Annotated in this window: 17 protein-coding genes; 7 read left to right on the top strand and 10 right to left on the bottom strand. The window is 58.2% G+C overall.

All coding sequences use genetic code 11. The features are described from left to right. The first annotated feature begins 14 nt into the window (after window positions 1-14). The gene (locus HW554_RS15415; protein WP_176909477.1) at window positions 15-1,571 is read left to right on the top strand and encodes a hydroxymethylglutaryl-CoA reductase; all 1,557 of its coding nucleotides are present in this window, start codon (window positions 15-17) and stop codon (window positions 1,569-1,571) included. 113 nt (window positions 1,572-1,684) lie between these two features. On the opposite strand, the gene HW554_RS15410 is transcribed toward HW554_RS15415, so the two are convergent. The 8 genes from HW554_RS15410 to prmC form a co-directional block, all read right to left on the bottom strand. Then, window positions 1,685-2,209, bottom strand: a complete 525-nt coding sequence (locus HW554_RS15410; RefSeq protein ID WP_176909476.1) for a hypothetical protein — start codon at window positions 2,207-2,209, stop codon at window positions 1,685-1,687. Window positions 2,210-2,576: 367 nt separating this feature from the next. Further along, on the bottom strand, window positions 2,577-3,449 hold the full coding sequence (gene rfbA, locus HW554_RS15405) for a glucose-1-phosphate thymidylyltransferase RfbA (protein WP_176898042.1): 873 nt from the start codon (window positions 3,447-3,449) through the stop codon (window positions 2,577-2,579). A 128-nt stretch (window positions 3,450-3,577) separates the two neighbouring features. Beyond that, window positions 3,578-4,585 carry an SDR family oxidoreductase gene (locus HW554_RS15400; RefSeq protein WP_176909475.1) on the bottom strand — a complete coding sequence of 336 codons (1,008 nt, stop codon included), beginning with the start codon at window positions 4,583-4,585 and terminating at the stop codon, window positions 3,578-3,580. A gap of 141 nt (window positions 4,586-4,726) precedes the next feature. Continuing rightward, window positions 4,727-5,779, bottom strand: a complete 1,053-nt coding sequence (gene rfbB / locus HW554_RS15395; protein WP_176909474.1) for a dTDP-glucose 4,6-dehydratase — start codon at window positions 5,777-5,779, stop codon at window positions 4,727-4,729. An 83-nt stretch (window positions 5,780-5,862) separates the two neighbouring features. Further along, entirely contained in the window at window positions 5,863-6,894 is a 1,032-nt protein-coding gene (gene galE / locus HW554_RS15390; protein ID WP_176909473.1) for a UDP-glucose 4-epimerase GalE, read from the bottom strand. A gap of 132 nt (window positions 6,895-7,026) precedes the next feature. Next, the gene (locus HW554_RS15385) at window positions 7,027-8,325 is read right to left on the bottom strand and encodes a nucleotide sugar dehydrogenase (protein WP_176909472.1); all 1,299 of its coding nucleotides are present in this window, start codon (window positions 8,323-8,325) and stop codon (window positions 7,027-7,029) included. A gap of 64 nt (window positions 8,326-8,389) precedes the next feature. Then, a complete protein-coding gene (locus HW554_RS15380; RefSeq protein ID WP_176909471.1) occupies window positions 8,390-8,986 on the bottom strand; it encodes an acyltransferase in 597 nt (198 codons plus the stop codon). Window positions 8,987-9,143: 157 nt separating this feature from the next. Then, complete coding sequence (gene prmC / locus HW554_RS15375; RefSeq protein WP_176909470.1) at window positions 9,144-10,016, bottom strand: peptide chain release factor N(5)-glutamine methyltransferase; 873 nt, start codon at window positions 10,014-10,016, stop codon at window positions 9,144-9,146. A 96-nt stretch (window positions 10,017-10,112) separates the two neighbouring features. Here prmC and ribD point away from each other — a divergent pair, with 96 nt between their 5' ends. Continuing rightward, a complete protein-coding gene (gene ribD / locus HW554_RS15370; RefSeq protein ID WP_176909469.1) occupies window positions 10,113-11,165 on the top strand; it encodes a bifunctional diaminohydroxyphosphoribosylaminopyrimidine deaminase/5-amino-6-(5-phosphoribosylamino)uracil reductase RibD in 1,053 nt (350 codons plus the stop codon). 238 nt (window positions 11,166-11,403) lie between these two features. On the opposite strand, the gene rpmA is transcribed toward ribD, so the two are convergent. Together rpmA and rplU are read right to left on the bottom strand one after the other, a co-directional pair. Beyond that, window positions 11,404-11,721 (bottom strand): 50S ribosomal protein L27, encoded by a 318-nt coding sequence (gene rpmA, locus HW554_RS15365; protein WP_019946837.1) that lies wholly within the window; start codon window positions 11,719-11,721, stop codon window positions 11,404-11,406. Window positions 11,722-11,839: 118 nt separating this feature from the next. Continuing rightward, a complete protein-coding gene (rplU, locus tag HW554_RS15360) occupies window positions 11,840-12,145 on the bottom strand; it encodes a 50S ribosomal protein L21 (RefSeq protein WP_019946836.1) in 306 nt (101 codons plus the stop codon). 468 nt (window positions 12,146-12,613) lie between these two features. Between rplU and HW554_RS15355 the strand changes: the two genes are divergently transcribed. The 5 genes from HW554_RS15355 to HW554_RS15335 form a co-directional block, all read left to right on the top strand. After that, window positions 12,614-13,576, top strand: a complete 963-nt coding sequence (locus HW554_RS15355; protein ID WP_176909468.1) for a ribonucleoside-diphosphate reductase small subunit — start codon at window positions 12,614-12,616, stop codon at window positions 13,574-13,576. 146 nt (window positions 13,577-13,722) lie between these two features. Then, entirely contained in the window at window positions 13,723-14,652 is a 930-nt protein-coding gene (locus HW554_RS15350; RefSeq protein WP_176909467.1) for a DUF6624 domain-containing protein, read from the top strand. A 110-nt stretch (window positions 14,653-14,762) separates the two neighbouring features. Beyond that, entirely contained in the window at window positions 14,763-14,981 is a 219-nt protein-coding gene (locus HW554_RS15345; protein WP_176909466.1) for a hypothetical protein, read from the top strand. A 437-nt stretch (window positions 14,982-15,418) separates the two neighbouring features. Further along, a complete protein-coding gene (locus HW554_RS15340) occupies window positions 15,419-17,800 on the top strand; it encodes a ribonucleoside-diphosphate reductase subunit alpha (protein WP_176909465.1) in 2,382 nt (793 codons plus the stop codon). Between the two features lie 106 nt (window positions 17,801-17,906). Further along, on the top strand, window positions 17,907-18,878 hold a 972-nt coding region (locus HW554_RS15335), incomplete at its 3' end, for a hypothetical protein (protein WP_176909464.1).

The raw sequence follows: 18,878 nt of genomic DNA, 5'->3' as shown, positions 1-18,878 counted from the left end.
TAACGCCCGCCCTTATGGTTTTCACGCCCAGCCCCATGCTGCTGAAGCTGCTCTACACCCGCGGCAGCCTGCGCAACACGCCCGAGGGCGTCGCCTTCAGCATCAAAAACCGCCTCGACACGGTGCGCATCACCCGCATCGACCATGTACAGATAGACGATGTGCGGCTGGGCATCAGTGAAATTGCCATTGACCTGGGCGAGGGCGACATCCGACCGGCCGTGGTGTTCAACGCCGACAGCGCGGGCTTTACGCTGCCGGTGGGCCAGTCGGCCACGTTTTACCTGGCCACCAGCCAGCTGGCCGAGGGCCTGCACACCATCCAAGTGCAGTTCGCCTCCGACCCATTTGGCGACCTGAACGTGGAAGTGGAGGACAGCATCACCCTCACACCCGACAACCGCCCCCGCATCCCGCGCGACGCCCACGACGATTACTCCGACGAGGCCATCCGCAAGCGCCAGGAATTTGCCGAGGAGTTCTCAGGCCAGAAGTTCGAGCACCTCAAGCAGTACTCCTTCGATGCTCACGCGCTGCAGGGCAACTGCGAGCATTTCACGGGCATTGCCCAGATTCCGGTGGGCCTGGCCGGCCCCCTGCACGTAAACGGCGAGCACGCCCAGGGCGACTTCCTGATTCCGCTGGCCACGACCGAGGGCACGCTGGTGGCCAGTTACAACCGCGGCATTCAGGTGCTCAACCTCAGCGGCGGCGTGAAGTGCACGGTTATCGGCGACGCCATGCAGCGGGCCCCGGTGTTCGTGTTCGATGATGCCCGCGGGGCCCGCGACTTCGGGCGCTGGGTGGAGGAGGAAATCGGCCGCATCCGACCCCAGGCCGAAAGTACCTCCAGCATCGCCAAGCTGCAGTATATTGATACCTACCTGAGCAACAAGTTCGCCTACCTGCGCTTCAATTACAGCACCGGCGACGCGGCGGGCCAGAACATGGTGGGCCGCGCCACCTTCGCGGCCTGCTCCTGGATTCTGGAGAACTACAAGGGGGCACCCGTCCGCCATTTCTACCTCGAATCAAACTTCGCCACCGACAAAAAGGCTTCCCAGATAAACGTGATGCGCACCCGCGGCAAGCGCGTGGTGGCTGAGGCCATCATTCCGCGCAACCTGCTGCAGCAGCGCATGCGCGTCACGCCCGAGCAACTGGCCTACCACGGGCAGGTGAGCAACGTGGGCGCGTTCATGTCGGGGGCCAACAACAACGGGGCGCACTCGGCCAACGGCATCACGGCCATGTTCATTGCCACCGGCCAGGATGTGGCCAACGTGAGCGAGTCGTCAGCGGGCATTTTCTACTCCGAAATCACGCCCGAGGAAGACCTCTACATCAGCATCACCATTCCGAGCCTGATTGTGGCCACCCACGGCGGCGGCACCAGCCTGGCCACCCAAAACGAGTACTTGCGGATGCTGGGCTGCGTGGGTCGCGGCACCGTCAATAAGTTCGCCGAAATTGTGGCCGGCGTGGTGCTGGCCGGCGAGCTGAGCCTGGGCTCAGCCATCAGTAGTTCCGACTGGGTGAGCAGCCACGAGCAGTACGGCCGCAACCGCTAACCCGGTAGCAACAGTCCACCGGCTCCATACAACAGCCTCCCCCGCTTTGCAGTAGCTGCAAGCGGGGGAGGCTGTTGTATGGAGCCGGTGGACCGGCGTTTCTTACCGCTGTGCTACAGCGGATCGGCGGTTACCTTGAACTTGGAGTCGGAACGCAGGGTGAGTTCGCGGGCCACGTTGCCGCGCAGCGTTACCTCGGTGTAGAGCGTATAGCTCTGAGCTTTCAGGTACTTGTCGAGCTTGGTGTTGCTGGACTTCAGCTCGATACTTGACACCCCCATAGGCACATCATCCAGCGAAGCCAAAGGCACTTTATCGTTCTGGTCGGTGCCGATGGAAATTTTGATGCTGCGCAGGAAGTTGAAGTTTTCGGCAGCCGGATCGGTGATAGTGAGCGTGAGCTTCGTGAGGCTGACATCCTTTACCAGATCGGCGCGGGTGTTGTTGTTTTTGAAGTTTTCCTCGGAGCGCACCGGCACAGCAATCGGCGAAACGAAAGGAGGCGTAACCAGGCCACTAGCCGGAATTTTAATGTTCTGCGAATCCGAAATTTCGAAAGTCAGCAGCTCATTAATCTTCTTACAGCCTGAAAAAATCAGGAAACCCAGCAAGGGTAACAGAAACAGTATTTTTTTCATGGAAGTTGAATATTACCCGTAAATATACGGGCTGCGAATTAGCCCGGATTTCGTGTAGGCCCCCTGTTCTCAACTTGCTCAGCCAACGCTACGTCTGCGAGTCCCCCACATTGAATTCGAGAAAGTCCAGAACGTTCTTATATCTACTCAGCAGCGCAACAGCCACTAGCAGCGGCGCGAAAAACAGGAGCTTCTTCATCGGATTAGGATTCGGCAGCGCGCTGCGAAAACCATGGTCCGGAGTTTATTTTTGAGAGGTGAGAAGTAAGAAATGAGAGGTTGGACTTTCGTGCCGGCACCCAACAAAGCAGGGCCACCAGCACGAAAGTCCAACCTCTCATTTCTTACTTCTCACCTCTCAAAAAAACTACATCAGCAGCTGCTCGGGCAGGCGCATGAGGTAGTCGCCGTAGCCGCTTTTGCGCAACGGTTCGGCAATGGTGCGCAACTGGTCGGCATCGATGAAACCCTGGCGGTAGGCCACTTCTTCAATCGAGCCCACCTTCAGGCCCTGGCGCTGCTCGAGTACGCGCACGAACTCGCCAGCCTGCATCAGGCTCTCGAAGGTACCTGTATCGAGCCAAGCCGTGCCGCGGCCCAGGATGCCCACTTTCAGCTTGCCCCGACGCAGATACTCCTGGTTGACGTCGGTGATTTCGTACTCGCCGCGGGGGCTGGGCTTCAGGTCGCGGGCAATCTGCACCACGTCGTTGTCGTAGAAGTATAGGCCCGGTACGGCGTAGTTGCTCTTGGGCTTTTCCGGCTTCTCCTCGATGCTGAGGGCTTTGTTGTTGGCATCGAACTCGACTACGCCGTAGCGCTCGGGGTCGTGCACGTGGTAGGCGTATACCACACCGCCCTGGGGGTCGTTGTTGCTCTTGAGCAGCTCCTCCATGCCTTCGCCGTGGAAGATGTTGTCGCCGAGTACCAACGCTACCTTATCAGAGCCGATGAAATCGGCACCCAGTACGAAGGCCTGAGCCAGCCCGTTGGGCACTTCCTGCACCACGTACTCGAAGCGGCAGCCCAGCTTGGAACCGTCGCCGAGCAGCTTCTTGAACTGCTCCTGGTCGTGGGGCGTGGTGATAATGAGGATTTCGCGGATGCCCGCCATCATCAGAATAGACAGCGGATAGTACACCATCGGCTTGTCGTACACCGGCATCATCTGCTTGGATACGGCCAGCGTGAGCGGATGCAGTCGGGTGCCGGAACCGCCGGCGAGGATAATACCTTTCATATCTGAAGTGTTAGAGTTTTGAATGAAGAAACGTCTTGCTGAGCATATGGCGAAGCATCTCTACCGCTTCGTAAAGCAATTCCCACAAAGCGGTAGAGATGCTTCGGCAAGCTCAGCATGACGTTTTACTAGTTCCGCTCAGCAATAAAATCCGGGTGGGTCTTGAACCAGTCCAGCGTCTTCTGCAAACCTTCCTGGATCCGCACCTTCGGCTCGTAGCCGAGTAGGTTTTTGGCCTTCGAGATGTCAGCCAGCGAGTCGCGGATGTCGCCGGCGCGGTCGGGGCCGTACTCGGGCACGATGTCGGAGCCGGCTTCCTGCTTGAGGATGTTGAACAGGTCGTTGAGGGACGTGCGGTCGGCCACAGCTACGTTGTAGACCTGGTTTACCGCTTCCTTGCTGTCGACCAGCGCGGCTTTGATGTTGGCCTGCACGCAGTTCTCCACAAACGTGAAGTCGCGGGTCTGGCCCCCGTCGCCGTTCATGCGGGGCGGACGGCCCTCCAGCACGGCATCAATGAAGAGCGGAATAACGGCCGCATAGGCGCCGTTCGGGTCCTGGCGCGGGCCGAAGATGTTGAAGTAGCGCAGGCCGATGATTTCCATGCCGTAGGTCTTGCCGAACACGTCGGCGTAGAGTTCGTTGGCATACTTGGTCACGGCGTAGGGCGACAGCGGCTTGCCGATGCGGTCCTCCACCTTGGGCAGCGCCTGGTGGTCGCCGTATGTGGAGCTGGAGGCTGCGTACACGAAGCGCTTCACGCCCGCCTCCTTGGCGCCTACCAGCATGTTCACGAAGCCGCCCACGTTCACGTCGTTGCTCGTAATCGGGTCGTTGATGGAGCGCGGTACGGAACCCAGCGCGGCCTGGTGCAACACCACATCGATGCCCTTGCAGGCGTCAATGCAGGTCTGCCGGTCGCGAATGTCGCCTTCCACAACGCGCAGGGCGGGACTTTCGGCAAACAGGGCCACGTTCTTGCGGAAGCCGTTGGAGAAGTTGTCGAGTACGCGCACCTCTTTGGCGCCGTATTTCAACAGATATTCTACCAGGTTCGAGCCGATAAAGCCGGCCCCACCGGTAACGAGGAAAGCCAGGTTATCTAGCGGCCGGTCGTGAAAAGGAGTATCGTACATTCTGTTTGGAGTAATCAGCACATCATGCTGAGCTTGTCGAAGCATCTTTACCGCTTCGCTTGAATAGTAATCAAACGTCAGCGGTAAAGATGCTTCGACAAGCGTACATCAGATAAAGCATGACGTTCCTTTTACCCTGACCTAGCGGTTGTACTGCTTCTGGTAGTAATCCTGGTAAGAACCACTGGTCACGTTGTCGAGCCACTGCTGGTTTTCGAGGTACCAGTCCACGGTCAGGCCCAAGCCCTGCTCGAACGTAACGGACGGTTTCCAGCCCAGCTCGTTCATGATTTTGCTGCTGTCGATGGCATAGCGCAGGTCGTGGCCGGCACGGTCGGTTACGAACTTGATGAGTTGGCGCGAGGTCCCCTGTGGCTTACCGGTTTTCTCGTCGAGTGTGTCGCAGAGCAGGTGAATCAGCTCTAGGTTAGCCCACTCGTTCACGCCGCCGATGTTGTAGGTTTCGCCCACCGTACCCTTGTGGAACACGGCATCAATAGCGGTGGCGTGGTCCTTCACGAACAGCCAATCGCGCACGTTTTCGCCCTTGCCATACACCGGAATTGCCTCGCCGTTTTGGATGCGGTGAATAGCCAGCGGAATGAGCTTCTCGGGGAAGTGATTGGGACCGTAGTTGTTCGAGCAGTTGCTCAGCTTGATGGGCATGTGGTAGGTGTGGTGCCAAGCCCGCACGAAGTGGTCGGACGAGGCCTTGCTGGCCGAATAGGGCGAGCGGGGGTCGTAGCTGGTTTCCTCCGTGAACATGTCGGGGCCGAAGTCCAGCGAGCCGTACACCTCGTCGGTGCTCACGTGGTAGAACACCTTGCCCTCGTAGCCCAGCGGCTTCCACAGGTTTTTGGCGGCGTTCAGCAGGTGCACCGTACCCAGCACGTTGGTCTTCACGAAGGCCAGCGGGTCGGTAATGCTCCGGTCTACGTGGCTCTCAGCAGCCAGGTGAATCACGGCGTCGGGCTCCTCGCGGGCAAATAGCTCGTCCACGAAGGCCTGATCCGTAATATCGCCCTTCACCAGGCGGTAGTTGGGTGCAGTTTCGATGTCGCGCAGGTTCTCCAGGTTGCCGGCATACGTCAGCGCGTCCAGGTTCAGAATCTGATACTCCGGATACTTGTTTACGAACAGGCGCACCACGTGCGACCCAATGAAGCCGGCCCCGCCGGTGATGATGATTTTCATTTTCTTGAGCTTTTAGCTGACAGCTGTTCGCTGTTCGCTTTCTGTTGAATAGTCTGTTTGAACGTAGAGCTGTCAGCTAACAGCTATTGGCTATCAGCTAAAGACAACTGCCACTTCCAGGCGCTGGCCAGCGCTTCTTCCAGCGAGGAAGACGTTTGGAAACCCAATTCCTGCACCGACTTAGTGACGTCGGCGTAGATGGCGGGCACGTCGCCGGGACGGGGCGGGCCGATGCGGTAGTTGAGCTTAACGCCGGTGGCGCGCTCGAACGCCTGCACCACTTCCAGCACCGAGTTGCCGCGGCCGGTGCCCACGTTGAAGGTTTCCACCATGTCGCCGGTGCCGGCCAGCAGGCGCTGCACGGCTACTACGTGCGCCTTGGCCAGGTCCACCACATGCACATAGTCGCGGATGTTGGTGCCGTCGGGCGTGTCGTAGGTGTCGCCGTTGATGGTCAGCTGCTCGCGAATGCCGGCGGCCGTCTGCGTCACGTACGGAATCAGGTTCTGGGGTACGCCCAACGGCAGCTCCCCGATTTTGGCTGAGGCATGCGCGCCAATCGGGTTGAAGTAGCGTAGCAGAATGGTACGCAGCTTGTTGCCCGGTGCCGCGGCCACGTCACGCACGATATCCTCGCACATCTGCTTGGTGGCACCGTAGGGCGAACTGGCTATTTTGGTAGGCGTCTGCTCGGTTACCGGCAACGCGTCGGGAATACCGTACACGGTGCACGACGACGAAAACACCAGCGCCTCCACTCCGAACTCGCGCATCACCGTCAGCAGCGTCAGCAACGAGCCGACGTTGTTCTGGTAGTACTCCAGCGGCTTTTCCAGCGACTCGCCCACGGCCTTGTAAGCCGCGAAGTGAATGACGCCGCGCAGGCTTCCTTCCTCGGCAAACACAGCCCGTAGCGCCTCGGCGTCGTTGCAGTCGATGCGGTGCAATGGCACTTTCACCCCCAGAATCTCCTCCACGCCCCACAGCGCCGACTCCTGAGAATTAGCGAAGTTGTCGATGATGACTGGCTGAAAACCGGCCTCGTAGAGTTCAACCACCGCGTGCGAGCCAATGTAGCCCGCCCCGCCCGTTACCAGTATTTTCGTTCGATTCATTTCTGTTGGCATTTGTCATGCTGAGCCTGTCGAAGCATCTCTACCGCTGGCTAACTTCTTTGATTAGCACTGCAGTAGAGATGCTTTGACAAGCTCAGCATGACGTTGTGTTCATTCAACAAATCAACCAATTTACAGGCTCCAGTATTGCATTTCCTGCACCTTGCCACGGAACAGGCCCTTGATGTCGACTAACACGGCGTCGTCCGACGTGATGGACTGGAAGTAGGCTTCGTCGTGCTCGGTGTAAGGCTGGTGGCTCACGGCCACTACTACGGCGTCGTAGTCGGAGCGTACGTCGGCGGCGGGCGTCAGGCGGAAGCCGTACTCGTGGAACAGCTCCTCGGAATCGGCGTGAGGGTCCACGATGTCCACGTTCACCGAGAAGTTCTTCAGCTCCTGAATCACGTCGGCCACTTTGGAGTTGCGGATGTCTTCCACGTTTTCCTTGAAGGTCGCACCCATCACCAGCACCCGGCTTTTGGCTACGTCCTTGCCCTTTTTGATGATCATCTGCACCGTTTTCCGGGCGATGTAGGCGCCCATGTTGTCGTTGGTGGTCCGGCCGCTCAGAATCACCTTGGCATCGTAGCCCAGCTCCTTGGCTTTATAGGTGAGGTAGTAAGGGTCGACGCCGATGCAGTGGCCGCCCACCAGGCCGGGCGAAAACTTGAGGAAGTTCCACTTGGTACCGGCGGCTTCCAGCACTTCGTAGGTGTTGATGTTCATGCGGTCGAAAATCATCGACAGCTCGTTCATCAGCGCAATATTCACGTCGCGCTGGGTGTTTTCGATGATTTTGGCGGCCTCGGCTACCTTGATGCTGCTGGCCCGATGTACGCCGGCCTTCACCACCAGCTCATAGGTTTTGGCAATGTCCTCCAGCGACTCGGCGTCGCAGCCAGCCACCACCTTCACGATGCTGCTCAGCGTGTGCTCTTTGTCGCCGGGATTGATGCGCTCGGGCGAGTAGCCCACCTTAAAGTCGCCGTTGGCGAAGCTCAGGCCCGAGTGTTTTTCCATCACCGGAATGCAGTCGTCCTCGGTGCAACCGGGGTACACGGTGCTTTCGAACACTACGTAGTCGCCCTTCTTGAGCACCTTGCCTACCGAAGCCGAGGCGCCGAGCAGTGGCCGCAGGTCGGGCTGGGCGTGCTCGTCGATGGGCGTGGGCACGGCCACGATGAAGAACGTGGCCTCGCGCAGTACGTCGAGCGAGTCGGTGAACTTAATGTCGCAGCCGTCGAAGTCGGCGGCTACCAGCTCGCCGCTCGGGTCTACGTGGTTGCGCATCATCTCCACCCGCTTGGCATTGATATCGAAGCCGATAACCTCAATTTTGCGGGCAAACTCGAGGGCAATGGGCAGGCCCACGTATCCGAGGCCGATAACGGCCAGCTTGGCCTGCTTATTAACTAGTTGGTCGTACACGCTATAGGGTCTTGAGGTCGTTGGGTCTGGAATGACGGACTGTCTGTTTTTCAGTAAACGGACGCTAGCTGCTGAGGAGCGAAACGTGGCCGTTGGCAAGCTGGTATTGTTGGCGGCTTTCGGGGCAGGTGGCCCGGCCGGCGGCATCAAAGGCCAGCCGATGGCCGTGGGCGCTCATCCAGCCTTGGGGCCGGGCCGGGTTGCCGTACACCAAGGCATAGGGCAGTACGTCGCGGGTTACCACCGAGCCAGCACCTACAAAGGAGTACTCGCCCAGCGTAACGCCACACACCACGGTGCTGTTGGCTCCGATGCTCACGCCCTGCCCGAGGCGCGTGGGCAGGTAGTGGTCATCACCCCGGCGGGGCACCGCAGCACGGGGGTTGCGCACGTTGGTAAACACCACGGAAGGACCTATAAACACGTCGTCGGCGCACTCTACGCCGGCGTAGAGGCTCACGTTGTTCTGCACCTTTACGTTATGACCCAAGCTCACGCCATCGGCTACGAAAACGTTCTGGCCCAGGTTGCAACCTTCGCCCAGCACTGCCCCGGCGCTTATGTGGCAAAAGTGCCAGATACGGCATCCCGCCCCAATCCGGCACCCCTCGTCGATGACGGCGGTTGGGTGGGCGTAATAGGCGGGTAGCGTTTCGGTCATACGGGCAGGCGGAGCCGGCAATAATTGAGCCGGCAAAGGTAAGGTTTTGAGCGGGGAAGTTTTCTACCTTAAAAACCTAAGCAGTTTGCAGCTCAGCGGGTCAGGCACTGGAAGCAGGTGTCCAAAGCGCCGCTTCAGGCCACAGCTGCTCAACTTTCTAGCTGGCAACCGTCCCCGTCCAGGTGGCCCGCACCAGGCGGGGCCGGCCAAAAATATCCTCGTAGCTCTCCACAGCTGCGTAGCCCAGCCCGCGCAACAGCTCCACTGTCTCGGTGGCAAACTGCTCATTGATTTCAAAGTACAGCACCCCACCCGCCGCCAGCAGCTCCCGACCCAACTCGGCAATGCGGCGGTAGAATAACAGCGGGTCGTGGTCGGGCACGAACAGGGCGGTGGCGGGCTCGTAGGTCAGCACGTTGGGCCGCATCAGGGGCCGCTCGTTTTCCAGCACGTAGGGCGGGTTGCTCACCAAGACATCCAGCGGCGCATCCAACCGAGGCACGGCGGCCAGAATATCTACTTGCTGAAAGTCCACTGCCACACCGCACCGCACCGCATTGCGCCGGGCCACCTCCAGGGCTTCGGCCGATACATCGACGGCCGTGAACCGGGCGCCGGGTAAGCGGGCAGCTAGGGCCAGCGGGATGCAACCCGAGCCGGTGCCCACGTCCAGCACCCGTAGCCCAGCGCGGCCGCGCTGCTCGCGGGCTATCAACTCTACTAACTCCTCGGTTTCGGGGCGCGGAATGAGGGTGGCGGGCGTTACGTTTAGCTCCAGGCCGGCAAAGTGCGCCGTGCCCAGCACGTATTGCAGCGGCTCGTGGCGCAGCAGCCGCGCCTGCATAGCGGGCAGCGTGTCCAGTCGGGCATCTTCCCCGAGTGGCTCATCGGCATGCATGCGGCGCTGCAGGGGTGTGAGGCCGAGCAGGTGTTCGAGGAGCTGGGCCGCCACAGCCTCGGCTTCCAGGGGTTCGTAAATTGCCTGCAGGGCGGTGCGGAGGTCGACGGTGAGCTGGCGGAGCGTAGGCATAGGACAAAAGTACGGCCTCTGCCCCGACCGCCGGCCCCATTTAGACCGGCCGCGTATCTTCACCCGCCCACCCCCTTTCTCCTGCCCCACCTGCCTATGTTCGCGCCCACCCCCGATTTCGATCTGCTGATGATGCGCCGCGCCCTCGACTTGGCCCGGCTCGGCATCGGCTTTGCCCGGCCCAACCCGTTGGTGGGCTGCGTTGTCACCCACGATGGCCGCATCATCGGGGAGGGCTGGCACCGGCAGTATGGTGGCCCCCACGCCGAGGTAAACGCCATAAACAGCGTTACGGAACCGGAGCTGCTGCCCCGCAGCCGGGTGTACGTTACGCTGGAGCCCTGCGCCCACCACGGCAAAACCCCACCCTGCGCCGACTTACTCATCGAGAAGCGGGTAGCTGAAGTTGTTATCTGCAACGCCGACCCCAACCCGCTGGTGGCCGGCCGGGGCATTGCCAAGCTACGCGAGGCCGGCATCAAGGTAGAAACTGGCGTGCTGGAAGCGGAAGGCCGCTGGCTGAATCGGCGCTTCTTCACGGCCCAGGAGCAGCAACGGCCCTATGTGGTGCTCAAGTGGGCCGAAACTGCCGACGGCTACCTGGCCGGTCCCTACTACCAGTCGGTGGCCATTAGCGGCGAACAGAGCCGGGTGGCGGTGCACCAGTGGCGGGCCGAGGAGCAGGCCATTTTGGTGGGCACCCGCACGGCCCTGCACGACAACCCCCGCCTGAATGTGCGCGAGTGGCCCGGCCAGAACCCGCTCCGCCTGGTTATCGACAAAAACCTGAGCCTCCCGCCTACCCACCACCTCTTCGACGGCGGGCAGCCCACGCTGGTGTTCACCTACCGCGAGCGGGCCAGCCGCCCCCACGTCGAGTACGTGGTGCTTTCGGAAGCAGAAGACCTGTTTCCGCAGATGCTGCGCCAGCTTCACCAGCGGCAGGTGCAATCGGTGCTGGTGGAGGGAGGCACCACGGTGCTCAACTCGCTGCTCAAAGACGGGCTCTGGGATGAAGCCCGCGTTATTCGGGCTCCCAAGCGGCTGGGCGGCGGCGTGCCCGCGCCCAAGCTGGGCTTGTGCGGTCTGCACGAGCAGTTCCGGCTGGGGGAGGATGATGTGTTTGTGTTTTTGCGAACCGTTGGTTAGCTGATAGCCGTAGGGGCAGGGCTTGTCCCTGCCCGACGTGGGCTCAACTTCAACGATAATCGTTCAACGGAGGGCGGGGACAAGCCCCGCCCCTACATCGTTCTTGACCTGCCAATACTCAACCTATAACGCTAGTAGCCCCTGCCGGCCCTCCTCCTTGAGAGGAGAAGAGCCGGCAGGGGCTTTGCTTGTTGAACGAAAGCTAACAGCTAAAAGCCATCAGCCAACGGGTCAAAAACTATGCGTTGTCGTGCGCTTCGGCCGAAGCGGGAGCCGAGGTGTGAACCTCCGAAGCAACTACGTCGCCGGCTACTACCGACACGAACGAACGGTCTTTGCGGCCCTTGCGGAATTGCACCGTGCCGTCGATCATAGCGAACAGGGTGTGGTCCTTGCCCATGCCCACGTTCTGGCCGGGGTGGTGCTTGGTGCCGCGCTGACGCACGATGATGTTGCCGGAAATGATAGACTGACCACCGAAGATCTTAACGCCCAAGCGCTTGGATTCCGATTCGCGGCCGTTGTTGGAGCTACCTACGCCTTTCTTATGTGCCATTTTATTTTAAGCTGTTAGCTGATAGCGGTTAGCTATTAGCTAATGTTATGGTGGAAAGCCCGGTTCGGAACAAACGGAAAGCTAACAGCTAAGGGCTATCAGCTAACAGCTTGTTCAACTAGCCGATGCTGTTGATCATTACTTTGGTGAACTGCTGACGGTGGCCGTTCAGCTTCTTGTAGCCCTTACGGCGCTTCTTCTTGAATACGAGCACCTTATCGCCCTTTACGTGGGCGAGGATGGTGCCGGTTACGGTCACGTCCAGCAGCGGCGAGCCGATGGTGAGGGTTCCGTTATCATCGGTCAGCAGGGCTTTGCCCAGCTGCACCTCGTCGCCAACGTTGCCAGCCAAACGGTGGGCGTATACAAATTTATTGGCTTCGACCTTGGTCTGCTTACCGGCTATGTTGACAATTGCGTACATCGGCGTCTAGGTGTTTCTGAAAATTGGAAGGCAAAAGTACCCGTAACGTTTCATATATCCAAACTCTAACTGACTAAATAGCAGAGCGCCTATCCAAACAGCCGCTAAACGCACTTATCCAAGGAACGCGCTGACGGGTACGCGAATAACACTCTGTGGATAACTATCATTGTCCACAGGGTAAATGTGGATAACTATTTTCGTTTTTATCCCTCTCTGCCTATCAAAAACCCTGGTTTGGGCCTTTTTACCTCTTCATTGCTCCAGCAGCTCCGGTTCGGAGCAAGGCCGCAACCGGCCAGCAACGGGGCAGGCAGAAAATATTAGCGCGGGGTCGCCTTTCCCAAAGTGGTGGGCTATCTTTGGTTTTGAGCCGCGCTGAAAAGCCGCCAAACATTGCTTCCGAGTCCGAGTTAGCCAAGTGCGGCCTTCCCCGCACTGCTATTTTCCGCCTTTCACCCCGTCTGCATGGAACCCCTACTCACCGAAAACCCCAACCGTTTCGTTCTTTTCCCGATTCAGCACGACGACGTGTGGCAGTTCTACAAGAAGGCGGAGGCCTCCTTCTGGACGGCCGAGGAAATTGATCTGAGCCAGGACCAGAAAGACTGGGACAACCTCAATGATGGCGAGCGGCACTTCATCTCGCACGTGCTGGCCTTCTTCGCGGCCTCCGACGGCATCGTGAACGAGAACCTGGCCATCAACTTCATGCAGGAGGTGCAGATGGCCGAGGCCCGCTGCTTCTACGGCTTCCAGGTGATGATGGAAAACATCCACAGCGAAACCTACTCGCTGCTGATTGATACCTACATCAAAGACCCTAAGCAGAAGGACTACCTGTTCAACGCCCTCGAAACGGTACCCTGCGTGAAGAAAAAGGGCGACTGGGCCATCAAGTGGATCAACTCGGAGAACTTTACCGAGCGCCTGATTGCCTTTGCCGCCGTGGAGGGCATCTTCTTCTCGGGCTCGTTCTGCTCCATTTTCTGGCTGAAAAAGCGGGGCCTGATGCCCGGCCTCACGTTCAGCAACGAGCTGATTTCGCGCGACGAGGGCCTGCACTGCGACTTCGCCTGCCTGCTCTACAAGGACCACCTGCAGAACAAGCTGCCCGAGGCCCGCGTGCAGGAAATCATCCGCGACGCGGTGCAGATTGAGCAGGAGTTCGTGACCGACGCGCTGCCCGTAAACCTGATTGGCATGAACGCCAAGAGCATGAACCAGTACATCGAGTTCGTGGCCGACCGCCTGCTCGAATCGTTGGGCTACAGCCGCATCTACAACGCCACCAACCCCTTCGATTTCATGGAAATGATTTCGCTGCAGGGCAAAACCAACTTCTTCGAGAAGCGCGTGGCCGAGTACCAGAAGGCCGGCGTGATGAGCGAGCGGACCGAAAACGCCTTCTCGCTCGACGAGGATTTTTAAGCTGCCGACAACCGCTCTCAATTGCAACGGCTCTCAACCACACGGTTGGGGGCCGTTGTGGCGTTGAGGAAATTCAGTAGTATTGCTTTAGGGCTCCACGTGTGTTCAGGTGGTTTCAATCTGGTTTCGACTTACAGAAAAGCAAGATGAAAAAGGTGATTATGTTGGCTATTACGCTCCTGCTGAGTACGGGAGCCATATTGGCGCAAAGCAGTTTCAGCGCGTTGAAGACCCGTGCCGGAGACGCGTATTCGGCTAAGAGTTACGCAGAATCGGGGAAGCTTTACGACCAGGCATTTGCCCAGCGTCCGGCCCAGTCCAGCGCCACCGATTTCTACAACGCGGCCTGCAGCTGGGCCCAGGCCGGCAACGCTACCAAAGCCTTCCAGTACCTCGACCGCGCCACGGGGGCGGGCTGGGAAAACGTGGCCCATGCCAAGCAGGATGGCGACCTGATGAGCCTGCACGCCGACAAACGCTGGCAGCCCATGCTGAGCAAGCTGGAAGCCGCCGTGGCCAGAATAGAAGCCAGCTACGACCAACCGCTAAAAAAGGAGCTCGATGCCATCTATGCCTCCGACCAGGGCAGCCGCCAGGGGTATGAAGCCATTGCGAAGCAGTATGGGACTGATTCGCCCGAAATGCGGGCACTGTGGAAGCAGATGCAACTTACCGATTCGCTTAATCTGCGGAAAATAACGGCGCTAATCGATTCGCGGGGCTGGCCTACGAAGGCCCAAGTGGGCGGTATGGGCACTCAAACGGTGTTTCTGGTAGTGCAGCACTCCAACCTGCCTACCATGCAGAAATACTTCCCGATGGCCCAGCAGGCGGCGGCGCGGGGCGACCTGGCCAAATCGGCGTTGGCCCTGATGCAGGACCGACTGCTGATGTGGCAGGGCAAACCCCAGATGTATGGCAGCCAGCTTACCCAGGATAACAAGACCAACAAAATGGTCTTTCATCCCATTGAAGATGAGGCCCACGTAGATGAGCGGCGGGCGGCCATCGGCATGGAGCCGCTGGCCAGCTACGCCAAGCGCTTCGGACTCGATTATAGCGTACCGAAAAAATAAAGCTTCGCGTGGCAAGGGCCGCTTTTAACCCTGAGCAAGCCCTACCTTTCGAACCGGAGCGTAGGGCTTTTCGCTGGGTTACCATTGCCTTCAACCCCGTATCAAGCCGCATGCGCAACTCCCTCGAACCCCGCAACCAGTGGCCCCTGCCGGGCCGAGTTGACCCCAGCCTGTCGCCCTGCGCCTTCTGCCGCCGCCGGCTGCGCATCAATGGCCGGCCCGTTTTCCAGTCCTGCTCCTGTAAAGCCTTCGGGCCTGGCGTAACCGTGGGCGCGTTGGTGGCCGGGGTACTGCTGGTGCTAGCCGGTGCCGTGTGGCGAGGCCGATAGGGCGGCCTCTTTCCTTATGGGGCGCCGGTTGGGCTTTGTGAAGTCCTGACTACTTGTTGGCCCACGCGAAAGCCCGCATTTTCCGCGCTCCAAGCGCCGGAGGATGCGGGCTTTCGCGTGGGCTGGATTTGGTTTGACCATTTCACCATACTGCTTATCTGTCAATCTGCCAACTACAGAATTACGCGCCTGACTAAAATATATAGTAAAAGCTGAACGTCAAAAACCGGCTGAACTGCACCGCTTTAGGGGTATGTGGAAAACTTCTGAAAAGAAGGTTTGTCCTAGCCGACAGATAGGAATATCTTCCGGTATCAATGCCTGCGTCCGAATGCTTCGCCGGGCTTGACTAAACCAGACTCCGCGCTTCGGCTAACTGCCAACTGCAATTGGCCGGCGCCTACTTCTACTCTATTATCACCTCAACCAGTACGCTTATGTTGGTACTCAAGCGCGACGGCCGCCGCGAATCCGTGAAGTTCGACAAGGTTACGGCCCGCATCGAAAAGCTCTGCTACGGCCTAAACATGAACTTCGTGTCGCCGATTGAGGTGGCCAAAAAGGTGATTGACGGCATCTACGACGGCGTAACCACCGTGGAGCTCGACAACCTGGCCGCCGAAACCGCCGCCTCGCTCACCACCAAGCACCCCGACTACGCCATTCTGGCCGCCCGCATTGCCGTGAGCAACCTGCACAAGGTGACCAGCAAGTCGTTCAGCAGCACCATGAAGCGGCTGCACACCTACGAGGACCCCAAAACGGGCGACAATGCCTCGCTGGTAGCCCAGGACGTGTGGGACATCGTGCATGCCAACGCGGCGACGCTCGATTCGGCCATCATTTATGACCGCGACTACAACTACGACTACTTCGGCTTTAAAACGCTGGAGCGCTCTTACTTGCTGCGGCTCGATGGCAAGGTGGTGGAGCGGCCCCAGCACATGCTGATGCGCGTGGCCGTGGGTATTCATAAAGAAGACATTGCCGCCGCCATTGAGACCTACGAGCTGATGAGCGAGCGGTGGTTTACCCACGCCACGCCCACGCTCTTCAACGCCGGCACGCCCAAGCCCCAGCTTAGCTCCTGCTTCCTGCTCACGATGAAGGACGACTCCATCGACGGCATTTACGACACGCTGAAGAACTGCGCCCTGATTTCGCAGAGCGCCGGCGGCATCGGGCTGGCCGTGCACAACGTGCGCGCCACCGGCACCTACATCAAGGGCACCAACGGCACCTCCAACGGCCTCGTGCCCATGCTGAAGGTGTTCAACGACACGGCCCGCTACGTGGACCAGGGCGGCGGCAAGCGCAAGGGCGCTTTCGCCATTTACCTGGAGCCCTGGCACGCCGACATCTTCGACTTCCTCGACCTGAAAAAGAACCACGGCAAGGAGGAGATGCGCGCCCGCGACCTGTTTTTTGCCCTCTGGACGCCCGATTTGTTCATGAAGCGCGTGGAAGCCAACGGCGACTGGACGCTCATGTGCCCCCACGAGTGCCCGGGCCTCGACACCAGCCACGGCGCCGAGTTCGAGAAGCTCTACCTCAAGTATGAGCGCGAAGGCAAGGGCCGCAAAACCATTAAGGCCCAGGAACTGTGGTTCGCCATTCTGGAAAGTCAGACCGAGACCGGTACGCCCTACATGCTGTTCAAGGACGCCGCCAACGGCAAGAGCAACCAAAAAAACCTCGGTACCATCAAGAGCTCCAACCTCTGCACCGAGATTATGGAGTACACCGACGAGAACGAAATTGCGGTCTGCAACCTCGCCTCGCTGGCCCTGCCCCGCTACGTGCGCCCCGACGAGGCCGGCAACCTGTTCTTCGACCACCAGAAGCTCTACGACGTTACCTACCACGCCACGCTGAACCTGAACAAGGTTATCGATATCAACTACTACCCCGTTATCGAGGCCGAGCGCAGCAACCGCCGCCACCGCCCCATCGGGCTGGGCGTGCAGGGGCTGGCCGATACGTTCATTGCCCTGCGCATGCCCTTCGAGAGCGACGAAGCCAGTGGCCTGAACAAGGACATCTTCGAGACGCTGTACTTCGCGGCCATGACGGCCTCCAAGGACCTGGCCCAGCGCGACGGCCACTACGAAACCTTCCCCGGCTCGCCCCTGAGCGAGGGCAAGTTCCAGTTCGACCTCTGGGGCGTAACGCCCGACTCGGGCCGCTGGGACTGGGACACGCTGCGGGCGCAGGTAATGGAGCACGGCGCGCGCAACTCGCTGCTGGTGGCCCCCATGCCCACGGCCAGCACCGCCCAGATTCTGGGCAACAACGAGTCGTTTGAGCCCTACACGAGCAACATTTACGTGCGCCGGGTGCTCAGCGGCGAGTTCATGGTGGTCAACAAGCACCTGCTCAAGGACCTCATCAAGCTCGGCCTCTGGAACGAGCAGATGAAGACGGCCATCATTGCCGCCAACGGCTCGGTGCAGGACATTCCGAGCATCCCGCAGAACATCAAGGACCTGTACAAAACAGTGTGGGAGATTTCCCAGCGCCGCATCATCGACATGTCGGCCGACCGGGGCGCGTACATCTGCCAGAGCCAGAGCCTGAACCTGCACGTGCTGAACGTGAACTTCGGCAAGCTCACGAGCATGCATTTTCATTCTTGGAAGAAGGGCCTGAAAACGGGCATGTACTACCTGCGCACCAAAGCCGCCGCCGACGCCATCAAGTTCACGGTGCAGAAGCAGGCCGCCGAAACCCTGGAGCCGCTCAACGCCGTGGCCCAGAACGCCTCCGATATGGCCTGCTCGCTCGACGACCCGGAAGGCTGCGAGGCCTGCGGTTCGTAGATATTAATTTTAAGGGCGGCTTGTAATGAGCCGCCCTTATTTCTTTACAATCAATATTGAATAATCGATGAATGTACTTTTTTTAGTTGGAAATGGATTCAATTACATGATTGAGGATATTATTAGAAAATTTCCGAATCATGGCTTGACTCCTGATGAAGTAGTAACAAAAAGAGAAACGGCTGATAGTATCAGAGCCATTACTGGTTTATGGAAAAAGTTTGATGATGCGTTTGCAGATTTTTACCGGCAATTTGATGAGAAGGGAATAAAAATATCTCACGAAGAATTGATTAGACTCATTTATACAGTCATAAATCTATTCTCAAGCATGGACGGATTCGAAAAAATACTTCCTAAAAGTGACATCGTTAAACTCAATTCGGTATTTGATGGTTTTCTATTAAATAAGATAAGAGAAATTGCAAAAGAGTTTCAGGACCATCAAGATAGTGCAGCATATGGAAATATGAGAAATTATTTTCCAACATTCTCCAACCAATTGGAAGATATGATTAAAGGAAAAAATTTCTCTAAATTTACTATGTTCACAACAAATTATGACGGAGTTTTAGACACCTTGACCACTAAGATTCCAAAGGGATTTATGTTTACTGATGGCTTTGCAACTTCAGCTCCTTATCCTGGTCTGTTAGATATGGTCCCTGAATACGTATATGGCAATTCTCTTGTACTGGCGCATCTACATGGTTCATATAGATTCACCAAGGCATTTGGAAAGACATATAAAACCAGAGCTAATATTGAGAATAATGAGCCAGTTATGGTATTTAATAATCCTAACATGAAGGAGGAAATCGTCCGCAACGATAACACTCTTTCTGAATACTATGATTTTCTAAAAAAGTGCTTATCCGATTACGACCATCTAGTGATACTAGGAAATTCAATGGAAGCAGAGCCGCATATAAAGAAATTAATAAACAAACACTTTAGAAGAAAGGGCACATCGATAACAGTATGCTCTAGAAATCCCAATGCTATTAAAGCGGAGATAGAGCCCTTCTACATAGGAGGAAAGATATATGAAGAAACAACAAGAGGAGTAGAGACGGAG

Origin of the sequence: Hymenobacter lapidiphilus, assembly GCF_013377885.1 — a bacterium.
Taxonomy (GTDB): Bacteria; Bacteroidota; Bacteroidia; order Cytophagales; family Hymenobacteraceae; genus Hymenobacter; species Hymenobacter lapidiphilus.
Note: the sequence above shows the minus strand (reverse complement) of the source record. Positions and strands in the feature narration are given on the sequence as shown.